16 protein-coding genes and 4 tRNA genes are annotated in these 16,352 nt (G+C 36.2%); 9 read left to right on the forward strand and 11 right to left on the reverse strand.

Translation table 11 applies throughout. The features are described 5' to 3' along the window. Positions 1-54: 54 nt before the first annotated feature. Together AC3HD6_RS07420 and AC3HD6_RS07425 are read left to right on the forward strand one after the other, a co-directional pair. Positions 55-1,851 carry a DUF885 domain-containing protein gene (locus AC3HD6_RS07420; RefSeq protein ID WP_488895768.1) on the forward strand — a complete coding sequence of 599 codons (1,797 nt, stop codon included), beginning with the start codon at positions 55-57 and terminating at the stop codon, positions 1,849-1,851. Between the two features lie 58 nt (positions 1,852-1,909). Beyond that, positions 1,910-2,356, forward strand: coding sequence for a DinB family protein (locus AC3HD6_RS07425; RefSeq protein WP_488895769.1), 447 nt, complete (start codon positions 1,910-1,912; stop codon positions 2,354-2,356). A gap of 196 nt (positions 2,357-2,552) precedes the next feature. On the opposite strand, the gene AC3HD6_RS07430 is transcribed toward AC3HD6_RS07425, so the two are convergent. Beyond that, on the reverse strand, positions 2,553-3,173 hold the full coding sequence (locus tag AC3HD6_RS07430; RefSeq protein ID WP_068941102.1) for an endonuclease III domain-containing protein: 621 nt from the start codon (positions 3,171-3,173) through the stop codon (positions 2,553-2,555). 33 nt (positions 3,174-3,206) lie between these two features. Between AC3HD6_RS07430 and bcp the strand changes: the two genes are divergently transcribed. Then, on the forward strand, positions 3,207-3,656 hold the full coding sequence (bcp, locus tag AC3HD6_RS07435; RefSeq protein ID WP_488895770.1) for a thioredoxin-dependent thiol peroxidase: 450 nt from the start codon (positions 3,207-3,209) through the stop codon (positions 3,654-3,656). Between the two features lie 68 nt (positions 3,657-3,724). Here the strand turns inward: bcp and AC3HD6_RS07440 are convergent, their stop codons facing one another. From AC3HD6_RS07440 to AC3HD6_RS07460, 5 genes are read right to left on the reverse strand one after another with little or no spacing between them, the layout of a single operon-like run. Continuing rightward, on the reverse strand, positions 3,725-4,258 hold the full coding sequence (locus tag AC3HD6_RS07440) for a GNAT family N-acetyltransferase (protein ID WP_488895771.1): 534 nt from the start codon (positions 4,256-4,258) through the stop codon (positions 3,725-3,727). After that, positions 4,227-4,892, reverse strand: coding sequence for a hypothetical protein (locus tag AC3HD6_RS07445; RefSeq protein ID WP_488895772.1), 666 nt, complete (start codon positions 4,890-4,892; stop codon positions 4,227-4,229). Before AC3HD6_RS07445 ends, AC3HD6_RS07440 begins: the two co-directional genes overlap by 32 nt. A 32-nt stretch (positions 4,893-4,924) precedes the next feature. Further along, the gene (locus AC3HD6_RS07450; RefSeq protein WP_488895773.1) at positions 4,925-6,007 is read right to left on the reverse strand and encodes a mannose-1-phosphate guanylyltransferase; all 1,083 of its coding nucleotides are present in this window, start codon (positions 6,005-6,007) and stop codon (positions 4,925-4,927) included. A 2-nt stretch (positions 6,008-6,009) separates the two neighbouring features. Next, positions 6,010-6,600, reverse strand: coding sequence for a SprT-like domain-containing protein (locus AC3HD6_RS07455; protein WP_488895774.1), 591 nt, complete (start codon positions 6,598-6,600; stop codon positions 6,010-6,012). Position 6,601: 1 nt separating this feature from the next. After that, positions 6,602-7,927 (reverse strand): TolC family protein, encoded by a 1,326-nt coding sequence (locus AC3HD6_RS07460; protein WP_488895775.1) that lies wholly within the window; start codon positions 7,925-7,927, stop codon positions 6,602-6,604. A 185-nt stretch (positions 7,928-8,112) separates the two neighbouring features. Between AC3HD6_RS07460 and AC3HD6_RS07465 the strand changes: the two genes are divergently transcribed. From AC3HD6_RS07465 to AC3HD6_RS07485, 5 genes are all read left to right on the forward strand, one after another. Next, complete coding sequence (locus AC3HD6_RS07465; RefSeq protein ID WP_488895776.1) at positions 8,113-9,357, forward strand: bifunctional folylpolyglutamate synthase/dihydrofolate synthase; 1,245 nt, start codon at positions 8,113-8,115, stop codon at positions 9,355-9,357. Positions 9,358-9,406: 49 nt separating this feature from the next. Then, positions 9,407-9,481: transfer RNA gene (locus tag AC3HD6_RS07470), tRNA-Val, on the forward strand. A 33-nt stretch (positions 9,482-9,514) separates the two neighbouring features. After that, positions 9,515-9,589 (forward strand) — tRNA-Val (locus tag AC3HD6_RS07475). 33 nt (positions 9,590-9,622) lie between these two features. After that, a tRNA-Val gene (locus AC3HD6_RS07480) sits at positions 9,623-9,697 on the forward strand. A gap of 32 nt (positions 9,698-9,729) precedes the next feature. Beyond that, positions 9,730-9,804 (forward strand) — tRNA-Val (locus AC3HD6_RS07485). A gap of 106 nt (positions 9,805-9,910) precedes the next feature. On the opposite strand, the gene AC3HD6_RS07490 is transcribed toward AC3HD6_RS07485, so the two are convergent. From AC3HD6_RS07490 to AC3HD6_RS07510, 5 genes are all read right to left on the reverse strand, one after another. Next, on the reverse strand, positions 9,911-10,810 hold the full coding sequence (locus tag AC3HD6_RS07490) for a glycosyltransferase family 2 protein (protein ID WP_488895777.1): 900 nt from the start codon (positions 10,808-10,810) through the stop codon (positions 9,911-9,913). Positions 10,811-10,814: 4 nt separating this feature from the next. Then, entirely contained in the window at positions 10,815-11,780 is a 966-nt protein-coding gene (locus tag AC3HD6_RS07495) for a glycosyltransferase family 9 protein (RefSeq protein ID WP_488895778.1), read from the reverse strand. Between the two features lie 2 nt (positions 11,781-11,782). Continuing rightward, the gene (locus AC3HD6_RS07500; protein WP_068941115.1) at positions 11,783-12,202 is read right to left on the reverse strand and encodes a SufE family protein; all 420 of its coding nucleotides are present in this window, start codon (positions 12,200-12,202) and stop codon (positions 11,783-11,785) included. A gap of 101 nt (positions 12,203-12,303) precedes the next feature. Beyond that, entirely contained in the window at positions 12,304-13,416 is a 1,113-nt protein-coding gene (locus AC3HD6_RS07505) for a glycosyltransferase (protein WP_488895779.1), read from the reverse strand. After that, positions 13,416-13,640 carry a uroporphyrinogen decarboxylase gene (locus tag AC3HD6_RS07510; RefSeq protein WP_068941119.1) on the reverse strand — a complete coding sequence of 75 codons (225 nt, stop codon included), beginning with the start codon at positions 13,638-13,640 and terminating at the stop codon, positions 13,416-13,418. Before AC3HD6_RS07510 ends, AC3HD6_RS07505 begins: the two co-directional genes overlap by 1 nt. Positions 13,641-13,791: 151 nt before the next feature. Between AC3HD6_RS07510 and AC3HD6_RS07515 the strand changes: the two genes are divergently transcribed. Then, positions 13,792-16,335 carry an ATP-dependent Clp protease ATP-binding subunit gene (locus AC3HD6_RS07515; RefSeq protein ID WP_488895780.1) on the forward strand — a complete coding sequence of 848 codons (2,544 nt, stop codon included), beginning with the start codon at positions 13,792-13,794 and terminating at the stop codon, positions 16,333-16,335. The last annotated feature ends 17 nt before the right edge of the window (positions 16,336-16,352 follow it).

The raw sequence follows: 16,352 nt of genomic DNA on the forward strand, positions 1-16,352 counted from the left end.
AATGGGTCTGAATCTGCCAATAATACTTACTTTTGTTTTATAAAGATTCTGAAAATGAAAAACATTTTATCGAAAAGTATTCTGGGACTGGGATTGATGATCGGCCTTGCTTCATGCAAGAAGACCGATTCTCCCCTTACGAAGGTGACCCCTACCAATCTGGATTCTATTGCATCCAATTATTATGAACAGTATCTTAAACTCTATCCTTTAGATGCGACAGCCCAAGGAGACCTGAGATACAATGACCAGCTTCCTATTACTATTGATAAAGATTTTATTTCAGGAGAGGTTGCTTTTTACAATTCAGTACAGAAGCAGCTGGAAAACGTAGATTACAAGGCTCTTTCTGATGAAGACAAGGTGGTATACGATGTATTGGATTATACTTTAAAAGATAAAATTGAAGCTTATGCCTATCATCCGGAATATATCCCGTTCACCCAGTTTGGGGGTCTTCCTTTGAATTTTCCTTTATATGGAAGCGGGCAGGGAAGCCAGCCTTTCAAAACGGAGAAAGATTACAGCGACTGGCTGAAAAGAATGGAAAAGTTCCCAGAATGGATGGATGCAGCAGCAGATAACTTCCGTGATGGGATCAGTAATAAAGTAGTTCTTCCTAAAAAACTGATTGTCAAAATGATTCCTCAAATGAAAGCAGAGGAAATCACTACTCAGGATATGGAAAAAAATATTTTCTATGGTCCTATCAAGAACTTTCCAAAGAATTTTACTCAGGCTCAAAAAGATAAATTTTCAGCACTTTATAAAGAAGCGATTACTAAAAAAATCATTCCGGCCTATACTAAAATGGGAACATTCCTTGAAAAAGAATATTTACCAAAAGGCAGAGATACGGATGGATACAACAGCCTACCTAACGGAAATGAAATTTATGGTTATTATGTAAAAAGCTGGACAACAACAAAGAAATCTCCGGAAGAGATCAACAAAATCGGACAGCAGCAAGTGGCTATGCTTCGTGCAGAAATGGAAAAAGTAAAACAGCAGGTTGGTTTTACAGGAACACTGGAAGAATTTATCACTTTTGTGAAAACAGATCCAAAAGCAATGCCTTATAAGACATCCAAAGAGGTTTTAAACGGTTTCAACAGTATTCTGGCCAAGATTACTCCGAAGCTGAAGACGATGTTTAATGTTACCCCAAAAACAAAGTTTGAAATCAGACAGACAGAGAAATTCAGGGAAGCAAGCGCAAGTGCTGAATATATTCCAGGAACTCCGGATGGAAAAAGAGCAGGAATTTTCTATGTTCCACTTCCTGACCCCACCAAATTCAATGTTACTTCAGGAATGGAGTCTTTATTTTTACATGAAGCTATTCCAGGGCATCATTATCAGTTTTCCCTTCAGCAGGAAAATACAAAGCTGCCAAAATTCATGAGATTCGGATGGTTTGGTGCTTATGGGGAAGGATGGGCACATTATTGTGAAACTCTAGGCCCTGAATTTGGCTTATACACAGATCCTTATCAAAAAATGGGGTATTTAAGCGATCAGATGCTGAGAGCAGTAAGATTAGTGGTAGACACAGGCTTACATACGGGAAAAATGAGCAGAGAAGAGGCTATTAAATATTTCCTGAGCAATATTTCTTATGATGAAGGATCTGCAGTTGCTGAAGTAGAAAGATATATGGCTATGCCGGGACAGGCTTTAGGATATAAAATCGGGTCTTTACGAATCCGTGAATTGAGAGAAAAGTATCAGAAAGAGCTTGGTAATAAGTTTAATCTGGCAAGCTTCCATGATGAAGTACTAAGCCAGGGATGTCTTCCACTGGATGTTTTGAACAGAAAGATGGAACTTTGGGCGAAAAAGCAGAAATAATATACAATATAAATGGGACATCTTAGCTGTCCCATTTTTAATTTTAAAGCGAACCACAATGATCACAACACCCTTACGTTCTCTTTATCAAAGAGATTTAAACAAGTTAAAAACTGAAGTTGAAGCTTATCAAAACGAAGAAAACCTTTGGAAAATTGATAAAAACATTTCCAATTCTGCAGGAAACCTTTGCCTTCATCTTATAGGAAATCTCAATCATTTCATTGGGACACAACTGGGAAATACAGGTTATGTAAGACATCGTGACCTTGAATTCTCACTAAAAAATATTCCGAGAACCGAACTTATTGAGAAAATTGAAGCTACAGCAGCTATGATTGATTCCGTTTTAAGTCAACTTCCGGAAACTGAAATGGAAAAAGAATATCCTCTTGTTGTTTTTGAAGATAAAATGACAACAGGTTATTTTCTCATCCACCTTCTCTCCCATTTGGATTATCATTTAGGACAGATTAATTATCATAGACGATTATTGGATCTCTAGCCACTACTTAAACTACCCTGTCTTTTTACTATGCAAAATCCAGAGGTTGTCAAAAGTGTCATTCTGAACGAAATGTAATGAAGAATCTCAAATAATTGGTTACCAAAGAGATTCTTCCTTCGTCAGAATGACAAAAGCCAAATGAGTTGACTTTTGAGACAGTCCTCAATTTTTGTTTCGTACAACATCAGGATTTTTACTTCTCAAACATCATTTTGGTAATAAAGTCCTTCTCTCCTTTTCCTCTTGCCGGAGAATATTCTCTGCCATAGAAAATAATCTGAAGATGAAGCTTATTCCATACTTCTTCCGGGAATAGTTTCTTTGCATCCTTCTCTGTTTCCACCACATTTTTACCGGAAGTAAGTTTCCACTGCGTCATCAGTCGGTGAATATGGGTATCTACCGGAAAGGCAGGAAACCCGAAACCCTGGCTCATTACGACGGACGCCGTTTTATGACCAACGCCCGGAAGCGCCTCTAATTCTTCGTAAGTCTGCGGAACAATACCATCATGTCTTTCCAGTAAAAGTTCAGCCATTCTCTTTAAGTTTTTGGCTTTGGTATTGGATAATCCTATTTCTTTAATTAGCTCCTTAATCTGAAACTCTTCCAGTCTTGCCATTCTCTGTGGTGTTCCGGCTACCTCGAAAAGGTTTGGGGTAACTTCATTCACCTTTTTATCTGTTGTCTGTGCAGAAAGGGCAACAGCCACCATTAAGGTATAGGGATCAGTATGATCCAAAGGAATAGGCGTTGTAGGATACAATTTATCCAGTTCAATCTGAACGAGCTCAGCTCTTTGCTTTTTTGTCATTTTACCCTTAAATTTGAACAAAAATAAATCATTATGCTGAAAGTTGGAGATAAATTACCTCAATTTGAAGGAACAAATCAGGATGGAGAAGCAATATCTTCATCAAAATTAATCGGGAAGAAGCTCGTTGTTTTCTTTTACCCTCAAGCAAGCACTCCAACATGCACTGTAGAAGCGTGTAATCTGAGTGATAATCATTCAAAGCTTGAAAAAGCAGGATATCAGCTATTAGGAGTAAGTGGAGATTCTATAAAAAAACAAAAAAACTTCCATAGTAAATTTGCTTTCCCTTATGATCTTATTGCGGATGAAAACCGTGATATTATTGAAAAGTTTGGGGTTTGGCAGGAAAAAAAGACGTTTGGTAAAACCTATATGGGTATTGTAAGAACCACATTTATTTTTGATGAAAACGGAATTTGCACAAGAGTTATTGAAAAAGTAACTTCAAAAACTGCTGCTGAACAAATCTTAGAAGGATAATCATAAGTACTGATAAAAGAAAAATCCACAAAAATTTTTTGTGGATTTTTTTATTGTAATGTTTGATCTTATTCTGTTTCGTAATAATTCAATTCTTCAGTTTCTCCTGGAAGAGTAACATGTTTTTTAAACTTCAGTCCTAATTTTTCAATCAGTTTTTGTGATGAAAGATTATCTTTTGAAATGATTGCTGATATTTTTGACAACTTAAATTCGTCCATCCCGATTGATTTCACTTTTTGTGCCGCTTCATACGCATACCCCTTTCCTTCAAATTCTTCCAGTAAAGAATATCCTATATCAACCACATCAAGTCCTTCTCTTTCAAAAATCCCTACAGCACCTATTTTTTCGTTGGTTTCTTTGGTTATTAAAAGATAGTTTCCGAATCCCAGTCTTTCGATCTGCGGGGCAAATCTGTTTAGAATATAGTTCTCGGCATCTTCAACGTTGTTCACGTTTCGGTTACCGATATATTGAACAAATTTAGGTCTGTTATAAAGTTCAAAAATAAAATCTCTGTCTTCAGCAGACATCGGGCGAAGTATTAATCGCTCAGTTTCATAGGTATTATCTGCTCTTGGATGTTTTTTTAGGCTCATCTTTCTTTGGTTCTTCTTTTTTCTCGACCTTTAAAAGTCTTGGGTTATTAGCACATTTTTTATTGTAAAGCTCAATATAAGTTCCGTTATCCTTTACATTCGATACAAGACCAGTCGATTTATTTACTGTTAATGTATAATGTGTTTTCTGATAAGGGCACTCTTGTGAGGTTAGTTTTCCAAGATCCAGATAATAATTCTTTTGATCTTCATGATAGTTCCCTGCAAGATCTTTGAATTCCTCATCCACCATATATCCATCGGAAGCTAATATGATAGCTGCTTCCTGAGCATTATCAATTTTTCCTACAAATTTCTTTAAAGCTTCTGTATCAAGAATATAATTAATTTTTCCTCCTGAAGAATAAACTATATAATAAAAGCTGTCTTCGCTGGGGAACAGATTAAACCCAGTAAATTGGGGGGTATAACTTATTTTTCCACCTGAAACCTTAATCTCCTCTCCTTTTCCATAGCTGTTGTATACTAAAATCCAGGAGTCTACCTTTTCATCAGGTTCAATTCTCTGCAATACATTAGGGATACTCGAAAACTTTTTCTTCTCCTGAGCATAGCCAAGAATCGTAAAAAATAAAAGTACTAAAGTTGTAAATCGGAGTGTAAATTTAATCATAGCCTAAAAATAAGCATAAAAGATACCAATTACTACATAAATTTATCTCCTTTCTTGAAATTTTTCAGATCCAGAACATAATCCTTGATTAATTGGTCATTATCTCTAGGGCAAATAAGCAGAGCCTTATCTGTATCTACCACAATATAGTTTTCAAGGCCATCAATAATAACTGCCTTATTATTATTTTTTAAACGAATGATGTTTCCTTTCGAATTATAAGTAAGTAAATGCTTCATTTTCACAGCATTCCCATCCTTATCCTTTTCTGTATTTTCATAGACAGACGTCCAGGTTCCAAGGTCACTCCAGCCAAGATCTGACGGTATCACATATACATTTTTGGCTTTCTCTAAAATTCCGTTATCAATAGAAATTTTCTGAACTTTTGGATAAATGATTTCTATACAGTTATTTTCTTTTTCAGAATTGTATTCGCAAGCCATAAAATGCTGTGTCATTTCAGGAAGATACATCTCGAAGGCATGGTGAATACTTTTGATATTCCAAATAAAAATTCCCGCATTCCAAAGGAAATCCCCGCTCTCCAAAAAGCTTTGTGCGATTTCGAGAATTGGTTTTTCAGTAAATGTCTTTACTTTAAAATATTCTGAATTTTTCTTTTCTACGAATTGGATGTATCCATATCCTGTATCAGGCCTTGTAGGTGTTATACCTAATGTTACCAGATAATCATGTTTAGAAGCAAGATCAAATGCAAGCATTACTTTTTCCAGAAATACATCTTCTTTCAAAATAAGATGATCTGCCGGAAGGACGATCATAGTCGCATTGGGGTTAATTTCAGCAATTTTATTAGCCATGTAAAGATTACAGGCTGCTGTATTTTTCATCAGAGGTTCTCCTACGATATTCTCTTCCGGAATTTCCGGAAGCTGCTGATGGGAAAGTGCTACATACTCTTTATTGGTAATAACGAATATATGTTCTTTAGGGATTACTTTACTGATTCTGTCATAAGTTTGCTGAATCATGGTACGCCCTGTTCCTAAAATATCCTGAAACTGTTTTGGAAATTTCTGCGTACTCATAGGCCAGAATCTACTACCGATTCCTCCCGCCATTATCACGCAGTATCTATCTGATTTTAACATTCTTAGCTACATTTTTCTACCCTCGCCAAAGGTTTGAAAGAATACTTCCTTCCCGTAGCCAGGTTCTTACAAAGATAGTTTTTTTTAATCAGACCTTCTAATAAATACTTTTCGTTGCGATATATAAAAAATTCTCCCTTTTGAAGCTGTTCAATAAAGTGGAGCCTATCATCTTGTTTTTCAGTGTGAAAATATCTTACAAGATCAGGGCTTGCCATAAAATTTGCCTTTGGTGATTTTGAAAATTTTACAATAATAGGCTTCAGATCTTCATCGTAAATTTCAAGGCTTTCAAGCAGCATATTTTTGAAAGTTTCTTTCCATTCATTACCATGAGGTGAGATTCGCCTTCCGTATTTTTCAAAAGCGATAAGGTGTGCCAGCTCGTGGGTAAGCACAAAGAAAAAAAGTTGTGGGGTAAGCGTAGAGTTTACCGTAATTTCATGAGAATTATCCGGAAGTTTTCTATAATCTCCCAGTTTAGAATTTCTGTTCCTTGTGACTTTTATATGAATATAATAATCCGAAAACCAAACTCTCAGATACTTAAGTGTGTTTTGTGGTAAATATTTTTCTAATGATTGGATAGACATTTTACAAACTTAGTGGAATTCCTGCATAGAAATTCAATAATTTAAGGCTGAAAAGATAATTATATTTCGCCTGTGCTACTGATCCCTGTGCATTTGCATAATTATTTCTTGCAACATTAACGTCGTAAATGGTTGTTTTCCCCGCAGCATAGCTTTTATCTGCAAAATCCAGGGCTAGTTTAGAGCTCTTTTCTGCTTCTACAGCTGCTAAATATGATTCATAATTGGCATCGGCATCAAACTGAGCTTTTTGTACATTTTGTCTTACCGTCTGTTTTTGTTGTTCAAGGGTAATCTTGCTAACACTTTCATTCAGTTTGGATTGCTCAACCTGTAATTTTGTTTTTCCTTTATTAAAAATAGGGATATTCAATGACAATCCTACATTTTGCCCGAACTGATCTTTATATTGTTTAAAAAATCCATCTTGATTACTGCTTACAGGGCCTCCATTCAATATATTATTATAGAAGGTAGAAAGACCTGCACTTGCCGTTAATGTAGGCCAAAAGGCTGTTTTACTTACTTCTGTTTGGGCTTCGGCTGATCTTATTCTGCTTTCAGCAGCTTTTATCTGTGGCTGTGAATCATAAGCTTTAGTAAGAACCTCGTCAACAGGTACCAGCTGCGAATCCAGCCCTTCAGGAACATCCACATTTTCCACATCAAAATCTTTATAATCCGGAAGCTGTAGAAGCTGAACAATAGCAAATAATGCTCGTCCTACATTAACTTCAGCTGTCTTAAGATTTTGTTTTTCTCTAGCCAGAGCGGCTTCAGCTTCTGCAAGAACAGTCTGAGCCGTAGTTCCAACCTGGGTTGTTATTTTAGCTCTGTCATACTGCTTTTTTGCATTTTCTACAGCACTTTGAGAAATCTTAACAATCTCTTTATTCAATAGAGCAGTTAAATATTGTTGCGCAATCTGTACAGAAATATCATTTTTAATGGCTTCAATATCGTATTGGCTTGCCTCTACATCAAACTGCAGCTTTCTTACATTTTTTTCGAGCCTTCCATTGTTATAAACCAAAACATCTGCACTCACTCCTACACTATTATTAAATCTATCATTTCTGAAACTTCCTGCTCCCAATGATGCCTGACCGAAACTCACTCCGTTCATAAAACTCCCCGATACAGAAGGCAAATATTCTTTTCGGGCGGCTTTAAGATTATAATCCTGATTCTGCTTGGTATATTGATTTTGGATAACCTGAAGATTATGCTCCACTGCATAGCTTACACATTCTTTTAAGGACCATTTCTTCTGAGCACTTAAACTCAGACAGCCTAATCCCAAAACGATAATCCAAACTTTTTTCATATTATGTAGATGTTTATTTGTTTTTAATGGTCATATGGAATCGTATCATCTTCATCAGTATTTGTATTGGCAAATCATGACGATTTCATATTAAGATTTTTCCCTATTAGACGAAGTAAATATAAAAAAGTTACAGATTGAAAAAAATAGTTTCATTTTAATAAAACTTTTGAGAATTTTGTATCATGACAAACGAACAATATCAGGAAGCTATCGACTGGCTTTTCGTACAAATGCCCAACTACCAGATAGATGGACAAAAGGCTTATAAACCAGGACTTGACAATATTACCAAACTTTGTGCTTACTTTGGAAACCCACAGGAAAAAATAAAGTGCATCCACATTGGCGGAACCAATGGAAAAGGATCTTCGAGCAATATGCTTGCCTCCATCCTTCAAGAAGCAGGTTATAAAGTAGGCTTATATAATTCTCCCCATCTTATCGATTTTACAGAACGTATTAAAGTAAATGGCCAAAATTGTAATAAAGAGTTTGTCTTTGATTTTATTCAAAAACTTAGAAATATTCCGGAAGATATCCGGCCTTCATTTTTTGAGTTTACCACTATTATGGCTTTTGAATATTTCTATCAGCAAAAGGTAGATTACGCAATTATTGAAGTTGGATTAGGCGGCAGACTTGATTCTACCAATATTATAAATCCATTAGTTTCTGCGATTACCAATGTCCAGCTTGATCATCAGAATATATTGGGAGATACTATTGAAGAAATTGCAGGTGAGAAAGCAGGGATTATCAAAAAGAATACTCCAATCATTTCAGGCGATGAAAATGAAATGGTAAAATCAATCATCAGAGAAAAAGCAATTAAGGAAGAGGCTCCATTTATAGATGCTACTCTAATCCGTACTGATCTTACTTCTGATCTGAAAGGAAATTATCAGCAAAAGAATCTCCGTGTCGTTTTAGCGATTGTTGAAGAATTAAGAAAACTACAGGTTACTATTACTGATAAGGACCTTGAGAACGGTCTATTGAATGTTCATCAAAATACAGGATTCATTGGCCGTTGGTTTGAATTCTCAAAAGATCCTTTGACTATTTGTGATACCGGGCATAATCAGGCGGGTCTGGAGTATGTTTTTTCACAATTAAATTCTATTGACAAGCACAAGCATATCATTTTGGGGTTCGTTAATGATAAAAAAATAGATGAAGTAATGAATTTGCTTCCTGAAAATTCTGAGTTTTATTTTGCCAAACCATCCATCAATAGGGGAAGACATCCCGAAGATTATGAATATTTGCTTAAGGAGGCGAAAATTTTTTATAAAATTTTTAATTCTGTACAGGAAGCGTATCTATCTGCAAAAGAACGATGTACAAACGAAGAAATGATTTTTATTGGCGGAAGCAACTTTGTTGTTGGAGATTTTTTAGAAAAAAATTTAGAGTTTAAAGAATAAGTTGTATATTTGCACCACTCTAAACGAGAAAACAATAAAAAAGTCTAGAGGGTTCTTAGCTCAGTTGGTTCAGAGCATCTGGTTTACACCCAGAGGGTCGGGGGTTCGAATCCCTCAGGACCCACAAAAAAGGAAACGAAACCTTTAAAAAAAATTCGGGTTCTTAGCTCAGTTGGTTCAGAGCATCTGGTTTACACCCAGAGGGTCGGGGGTTCGAATCCCTCAGGACCCACAAAAAAGGAAACGAAACCTTTAAAAAAAATTCGGGTTCTTAGCTCAGTTGGTTCAGAGCATCTGGTTTACACCCAGAGGGTCGGGGGTTCGAATCCCTCAGGACCCACAGAAAGGAAACGAAACCTTTAAAAAAAATTCGGGTTCTTAGCTCAGTTGGTTCAGAGCATCTGGTTTACACCCAGAGGGTCGGGGGTTCGAATCCCTCAGGACCCACAAAAAATCTCTCAGATTTCTGGGAGATTTTTTTATTTATAATACATTCACAAAACCAGCGAGATAAATCAAATAATAAATATTCTGTCACTGTCTAATCCTTTATTCATTTCATCTTCCTGAAAAGGAGTCCAAGCTTATATATATCCAGATAACGAAGATTCACATTCCCTTCAGAGAGCTTTCTTTTGATACTTCTCTCTCCTATATTGAATAAAAGGTTAAAAACAGTTTTAAAAGGTGTATTCTTAAGTACACTATATAATTTAACGAGTTTCACTTCTGCCAATTTTGAACTCAGCGTCTCATCTTTAAGCATATTAGACAAACTTTCCACAGACTCTTCTACTTTCTCCAGATAAACAATATTGCTTTCCAAATCATTATTAAGAATAGGATTATCAATATGATCTATCTTTATATTTCCAACTTTTAAATCCATGGCAAAAAGAAGATCTTCATATCCATATTTCTGAAAATCAGGATTGAACCCTACTTTATTCAGAACCTCTTTACGAATTACAAAATTGTTGGTCTGAAAACTTAAATATGGTTTTTCTTTACGTAATTCTACAGGAAGGTTTTCTCTCTCAACGGCAAACTTCCATCGTAAATAATGATCAGAATCTGCTGCTGCCTCTACCACATTCCGACCTCCATACATAATCTGAGTGTCCGGATTCTTCTGTAAAAATTGTGTATATTTTTTTAAGAAATCCCTGTCTACAATTTTCCCATCGCAATCCAGGAACAAAAGATACTCTCCCTCTGCATATTGTAAAAACAGATTACGGATCTGTGAGCGGCCTATATTTTTTTCAAGAAAAATAAATTGGTGTACAAGATTCTGAATCTCTTTGTTGGCCTGCTTACATTCATCTTTCGAAGCGTCATCTATCAATATAATTTCAACATCAATATGCTGGTGATTAATTTCTTTTTTTAAATCAAAAACCAATTCACGGACATCAAAATTATAGACAGGAATGCATACCGAAAGTTTCATGATATCAGATTTTCTCAACAACTTTCTGAATACTAAATTCTTCAAGGCAAGCCCAGTCTCCCCTGTAACACTCTTTATCTCCAAAAACGGAACAAGGCCTGCAGGAAAGGTCTTTTACCTGCACTACATCATCTTCACTCTGCCCAAATCCTAAAAATCCCGCGTAAGGGTGTGTTGCACACCATATGGAAACACATCGGGTTCCCATAAGACTTGCCAAATGCATATTGGCAGAATCCATAGAGATCATTACTTCCAGCTCAGAAATTTTCTGAAGCTCTTCGGTCAGGCTTAATTTTCCTGAAAGACTTTTTGTATTTGGAATCTGACTTTCCCAGGATTCAAGGGTTTCTGTTTCCTTTTTCCCACCACCAAAAAAATATATGGTATGTTTCTGAGCCAAAAGTCTGGCCAGCTCAAATGACTTTTCCAAAGGCAGCATCTTCCCTTTATGCTGAGCAAAAGGGGCAAAACCAATTCCTGACTTATGTTCTGAAACAGGTCTGAGTTTATGGGAAAGCTCCACTTTAAAACCCATTTCCCGGAAAACATCGGCATAACGTTCCACTGTCTTTTTCAATTGAACTTTATCCAGATTCCAGACATCGGTGAGATGTTCTTTTTCTTCTTTTCCTTTATTTATTTTAAAGACTTTTAATCCTTTTCGCCTGTAGATTCTGTCCAAAATTTTGGTTCTGATCACATCATGAAGGTTGGCAATATAATCTGGTTTGAATTCTTTGATCAATTCATTCCCCAGCCTTCTCAATCCAAATAATCCTTTGTAATCATCCACATTTATTCCTTTAAATATAACATTAGGAATGCCTGCAAACAAAGCTTCAAAGTTCTTTCTGGAAACCATGATAATCTCCACATCTGGATTTTGCTCTAGAAACTCCTTAAAAACAGGAACTGTCATAGCAACATCTCCAAATGCAGAAAAACGATATGCTAAAATTCTGGTCACAATTATGATTTCAGCTGGTAAGCAACTGCGTAAAATTTGATCTGTTTCGTCATGGCCATCAACCCATTAGCTCTGGATGGTGAAAGAAATTCCTGTAATCCGATCTCTGAGATAAATTCAAAATCAGAATCTAAGATTTCCTGTGTACTATGGCCGCTGTAAATACTCACCAAAAGAGAAACAATACCTTTGGGTAAAATTCCATCAGAATCGGCATTAAAGAATAGTTTACCCTCCTTAAATTCAGCATCTATCCAAACTTTACTCTGACAACCTTTGATGAGATTGTCTTCTGTTTTCTTATCTTCCGGGAGTCCTTTCAGTTCTTTTCCAAGATCAATGATGTACTCATATTTCTGCTCCCAATCGTCAAGAAACGCAAATTCGTCGATTATTTCCTGCTGTTTTTCTTTAATGGTCATTTTAAATCCAATTTCTTTGTGCAAAGATAGTAAATTATGCTTTAGGCCTAAGTTGGTAAGTGATAAGCTAATATTAGAAATATGATGCCATCCAGAATAGTCTATTGCTTAAACCCTAATGTATTAGAAGCGTTCTGGAAAACCTGCAGCAGCTTTATTTCTTCGTTTTCCCAACAAAGCATTTTAGAGGCTTCTTCAAGTTCTGGCAAATAATTTTTTCTTCCCTTGGCTAAAACTTTCTTTACAGCAGCAGCAATATTTTCAGGTTGATGATCTTCGATTAATTCACCTATATCAAACTGATTTTTAATATTTTCAAGCTCAGGAAGATGCGACAAGATCAAAGGAACTCTGGCCTGAATACAGTCTAACACTTTATTAGGTAAGGAATACAGGTAACTGTCTCCGCCGTTTTCTTCAATACTCATCCCACAATCTGCAGCGATGGTAATTGTTCTTAAATCTTCCGGCTTTAATTTTCCAAGAAACTCAACTTTATGCTGAAGTTTTTCTTTCATTACCAATTCCTCGTATTCTTTTTTTCTCGGACCATCTCCAGCAATTTTCAGTTTCACATGATCCATATGATGCATGGCAAGAATCACTTTATCAATTCCTCTGAATGGATTGATAGCGCCTTGGTACAGCAATATTTTAGGATTATTTTCAGGAATTTCACCACTAAAGTCCAACCTTCTGGGCGCATTTTGTACTACTACAGCACTTATTCCATATTTTTTTTGAAACCATTTGGCATAACTTCCACTCGCCGTAATCATCCATGTCAGCTTCGGAATGACAGACTTTTCTACATAACGCCATAATTTTTGTGACATTTTGCCTTGAACAGCAGGCATTTCTGAAAAAATTTCATGACTATCAAAAACCAATGGAATATTTAATTTTTGGGCAATAAGATAATTGGGGTACAACGCGTCAATATCGTTGGCATGAAGAATTGTATTTTGATCCGCCCTTTTTTTAAGCACATGGTACAGCTTCCAGTTAAATTCAAAGTAAGCTGTTTTCAGACTTTTTGAAACTAAATGGATTCTTGAGAATGGATAAGGACGCTGCATTTCTTCTGCTCCGTTCCAGTCATTGCCTATCAGCTCAATCTCATATCCGCTTTCATATAAAGTACGGCATACTTTCTCAATACGCTGGTCAGTATACAAATTACTGAAGGCTGATGTGATTATTTTTTTCTTCATTACGCTTTTTTTCCAAGCAGTAAATGATAGATCTGAATAAAGCAAATAAGTCCGTTCGGGATAATAACCGGCCATAATGGTCCGCTAAAGAAACCATAAATGACAAAACAGGCACAACCGATCATATTAACAATTCTGATTTTTCTTACATCTTTCAGTATGAAACTCAATACGATAAAAACTGAGGCTGAGTATCCGACGTAAGTGATAATTTCAGGATTCATTGGGAAATTTTAAAGATAACAAACTTAATCATTTTCAATAAGATAATAAAATTTTTCATGACATAAAGTCATTAATTGATTTTTGGTAAAATATTTGTAATTTAGATAATGGATAAATGGTAATGTTGCCTTTATTCTAATGAGATATATTATGGATTATAAGTTTTCACAAGGTTTGAGCCAAGTGTTCAAACAAAGCAAAAGCGAAGCTAAGAGGCTGAAAAGTGAATTTCTTAATACAGAACATCTACTTTTAGGTATTATAAAAACGGAAAACTCTGCTAAAGAAATCCTTCAAAACCTCAATGCGGATTTAACACAAATCAGAAGAAAAATTGAAACTCTAAATACAGCAAGTCTTAATCCTATTTCTGAGGAGGTTACCAATATTTCTTTCACCAAAATGGCAGATCATGCTATTAAACGTGCAGAGCTAGAATGCCGACAATACAAAAGCAATGAAATTAATACCGTTCACCTGCTTTTAGGTATTCTATATAAATATGAGGACCCTACTTCAAATATTTTGGGAGCTTATGACATCGATTATGAAGGTGTTTCAAGAGAGTACCAGACTATGCTTAAAAATTCCGGGCAGTCACCACAAATGAGTGCTTATGATGACGATGACGAAAGAGAGGAATTCGAGCAAATGAGAAAGCCTACAGGAAACTTAGGCTCAGCAAAAAGCAAAACCCCTACATTGGACAACTTTGGTAGAGACTTAACGTCTTTAGCCAGAGATGGAAAACTGGACCCGGTAATCGGACGTGAAAAAGAAATTGAGAGAGTATCTCAGATCTTATCCCGCAGGAAGAAAAACAATCCGCTTCTTATTGGAGAACCCGGAGTGGGTAAATCTGCGATTGCGGAAGGGCTGGCTTTAAGAATTCAACAGAAAAAAGTATCAAGAGTTCTTTACGGAAAACGTGTCATTACATTAGACCTTGCCAGCTTAGTGGCAGGAACTAAATACCGTGGCCAGTTTGAAGAAAGAATGAAAGCCATCATGACTGAACTGGAGAAAAACAGAGATGTCATCTTATTTATTGATGAGCTTCATACGATTGTAGGTGCAGGAAGTTCTACTGGAAGTTTAGATGCCTCCAATATGTTCAAACCGGCATTGGCAAGAGGTGAAATTCAATGCATCGGAGCAACTACTTTGGATGAATACCGTCAGTATATCGAAAAAGATGGTGCTTTAGAAAGAAGATTCCAGAAAGTAATGGTGGAACCTACTTCTATTGATGAAACCATTCAGATCTTGAATCAGATTAAGGATAAGTATGAAGAGCACCACAATGTAATTTATACCCCTGAAGCGATTGCAGCGTGTGTCAATTTGACATCGAGATATATTACAGACCGTTTCTTACCAGACAAAGCTATTGATGCTATGGATGAAGCAGGGTCAAGAGTGTACATCAAGAATATGAAAGTTCCGACTGAAATCATTGATTTTGAAAAGAAAATCGAAGAGATTAAAGAACTGAAACAAAAAGCTGTAAAAGCACAGGATTATCTTGAAGCCAGAAAGCTTAAGGATGAAGAGGAACGTCTTCAGATGGAGCTGAATGCTGCTCAGGAAAAATGGGATAAGGACGTAAAAGAGAAAAAAGAAACCGTAACAGAAGAGAATGTTGCAGAAGTGGTTTCTATGATGAGTGGAGTTCCTGTAACGAAAGTGGGCAAGAATGAGCTTGATAAATTAGCTCAGATGGATGAGAAACTGAACGGAAAAGTTATTGGACAGGAAGACGCTGTGAAAAAAGTAGTGAAAGCTATTCAAAGAAACAGAGCAGGTCTTAAAGATCCAAACCGTCCAATCGGTACCTTTATCTTCCTTGGTACAACAGGGGTTGGTAAAACGGAGCTGGCCAAGGTAATGGCTAGAGAACTTTTTGAATCCGATGAGTCTCTGATCCGAATTGATATGAGTGAATACATGGAGAAATTTGCCGTTTCGAGATTGGTTGGAGCGCCTCCAGGATACGTTGGATATGAAGAAGGTGGTCAATTGACTGAAGCAGTAAGAAGAAAACCTTATGCTGTGGTTCTTTTGGATGAAATTGAAAAAGCTCACCCGGATGTATTCAATATTCTGTTACAGATTCTTGATGAAGGACACGTTACAGATAGCTTAGGTAGAAAAATTGACTTTAGAAATACGATCATTATCCTTACTTCCAATATCGGAACCCGAGATCTTAAAGATTTCGGAGATGGTGTAGGATTTGGAACTTCAGCTAAGAAAACAACTTCAGACTCCAGAGCGAGAAGCACGATTGAAAATGCACTTAAAAAAGCATTTGCTCCGGAATTCTTAAACAGAATTGATGATATTGTGATCTTCAACTCTCTTGTACAGGATGATATCAAGAAAATCATTGATATTGAACTGAACAAATTGTATGGCAGACTTGAAAAATTAGGCTATAAAGTAGAATTAACTGAAGAAGCGAAAGACTTTATTTCTGAAAAAGGATGGGATAAAGACTTCGGGGCAAGACCACTGAAGAGAGCTATCCAGAAGTATATTGAGGATTTATTGGCAGAAATGCTTGTCAATAAACAACTGAATGAAGGTGAAACTGTAGTTCTTGAGCTTAATGAAGCAAAAGACGGTTTAGTAGGCGGAAAAACTTCAAAGTCTAAGAAGTCTTCAGCTGCTGAGAAATCTTCTCAATCTTAAATAAATAATTTAATTTC

The sequence above is a fragment of the Chryseobacterium sp. II3a genome, assembly GCF_057815135.1.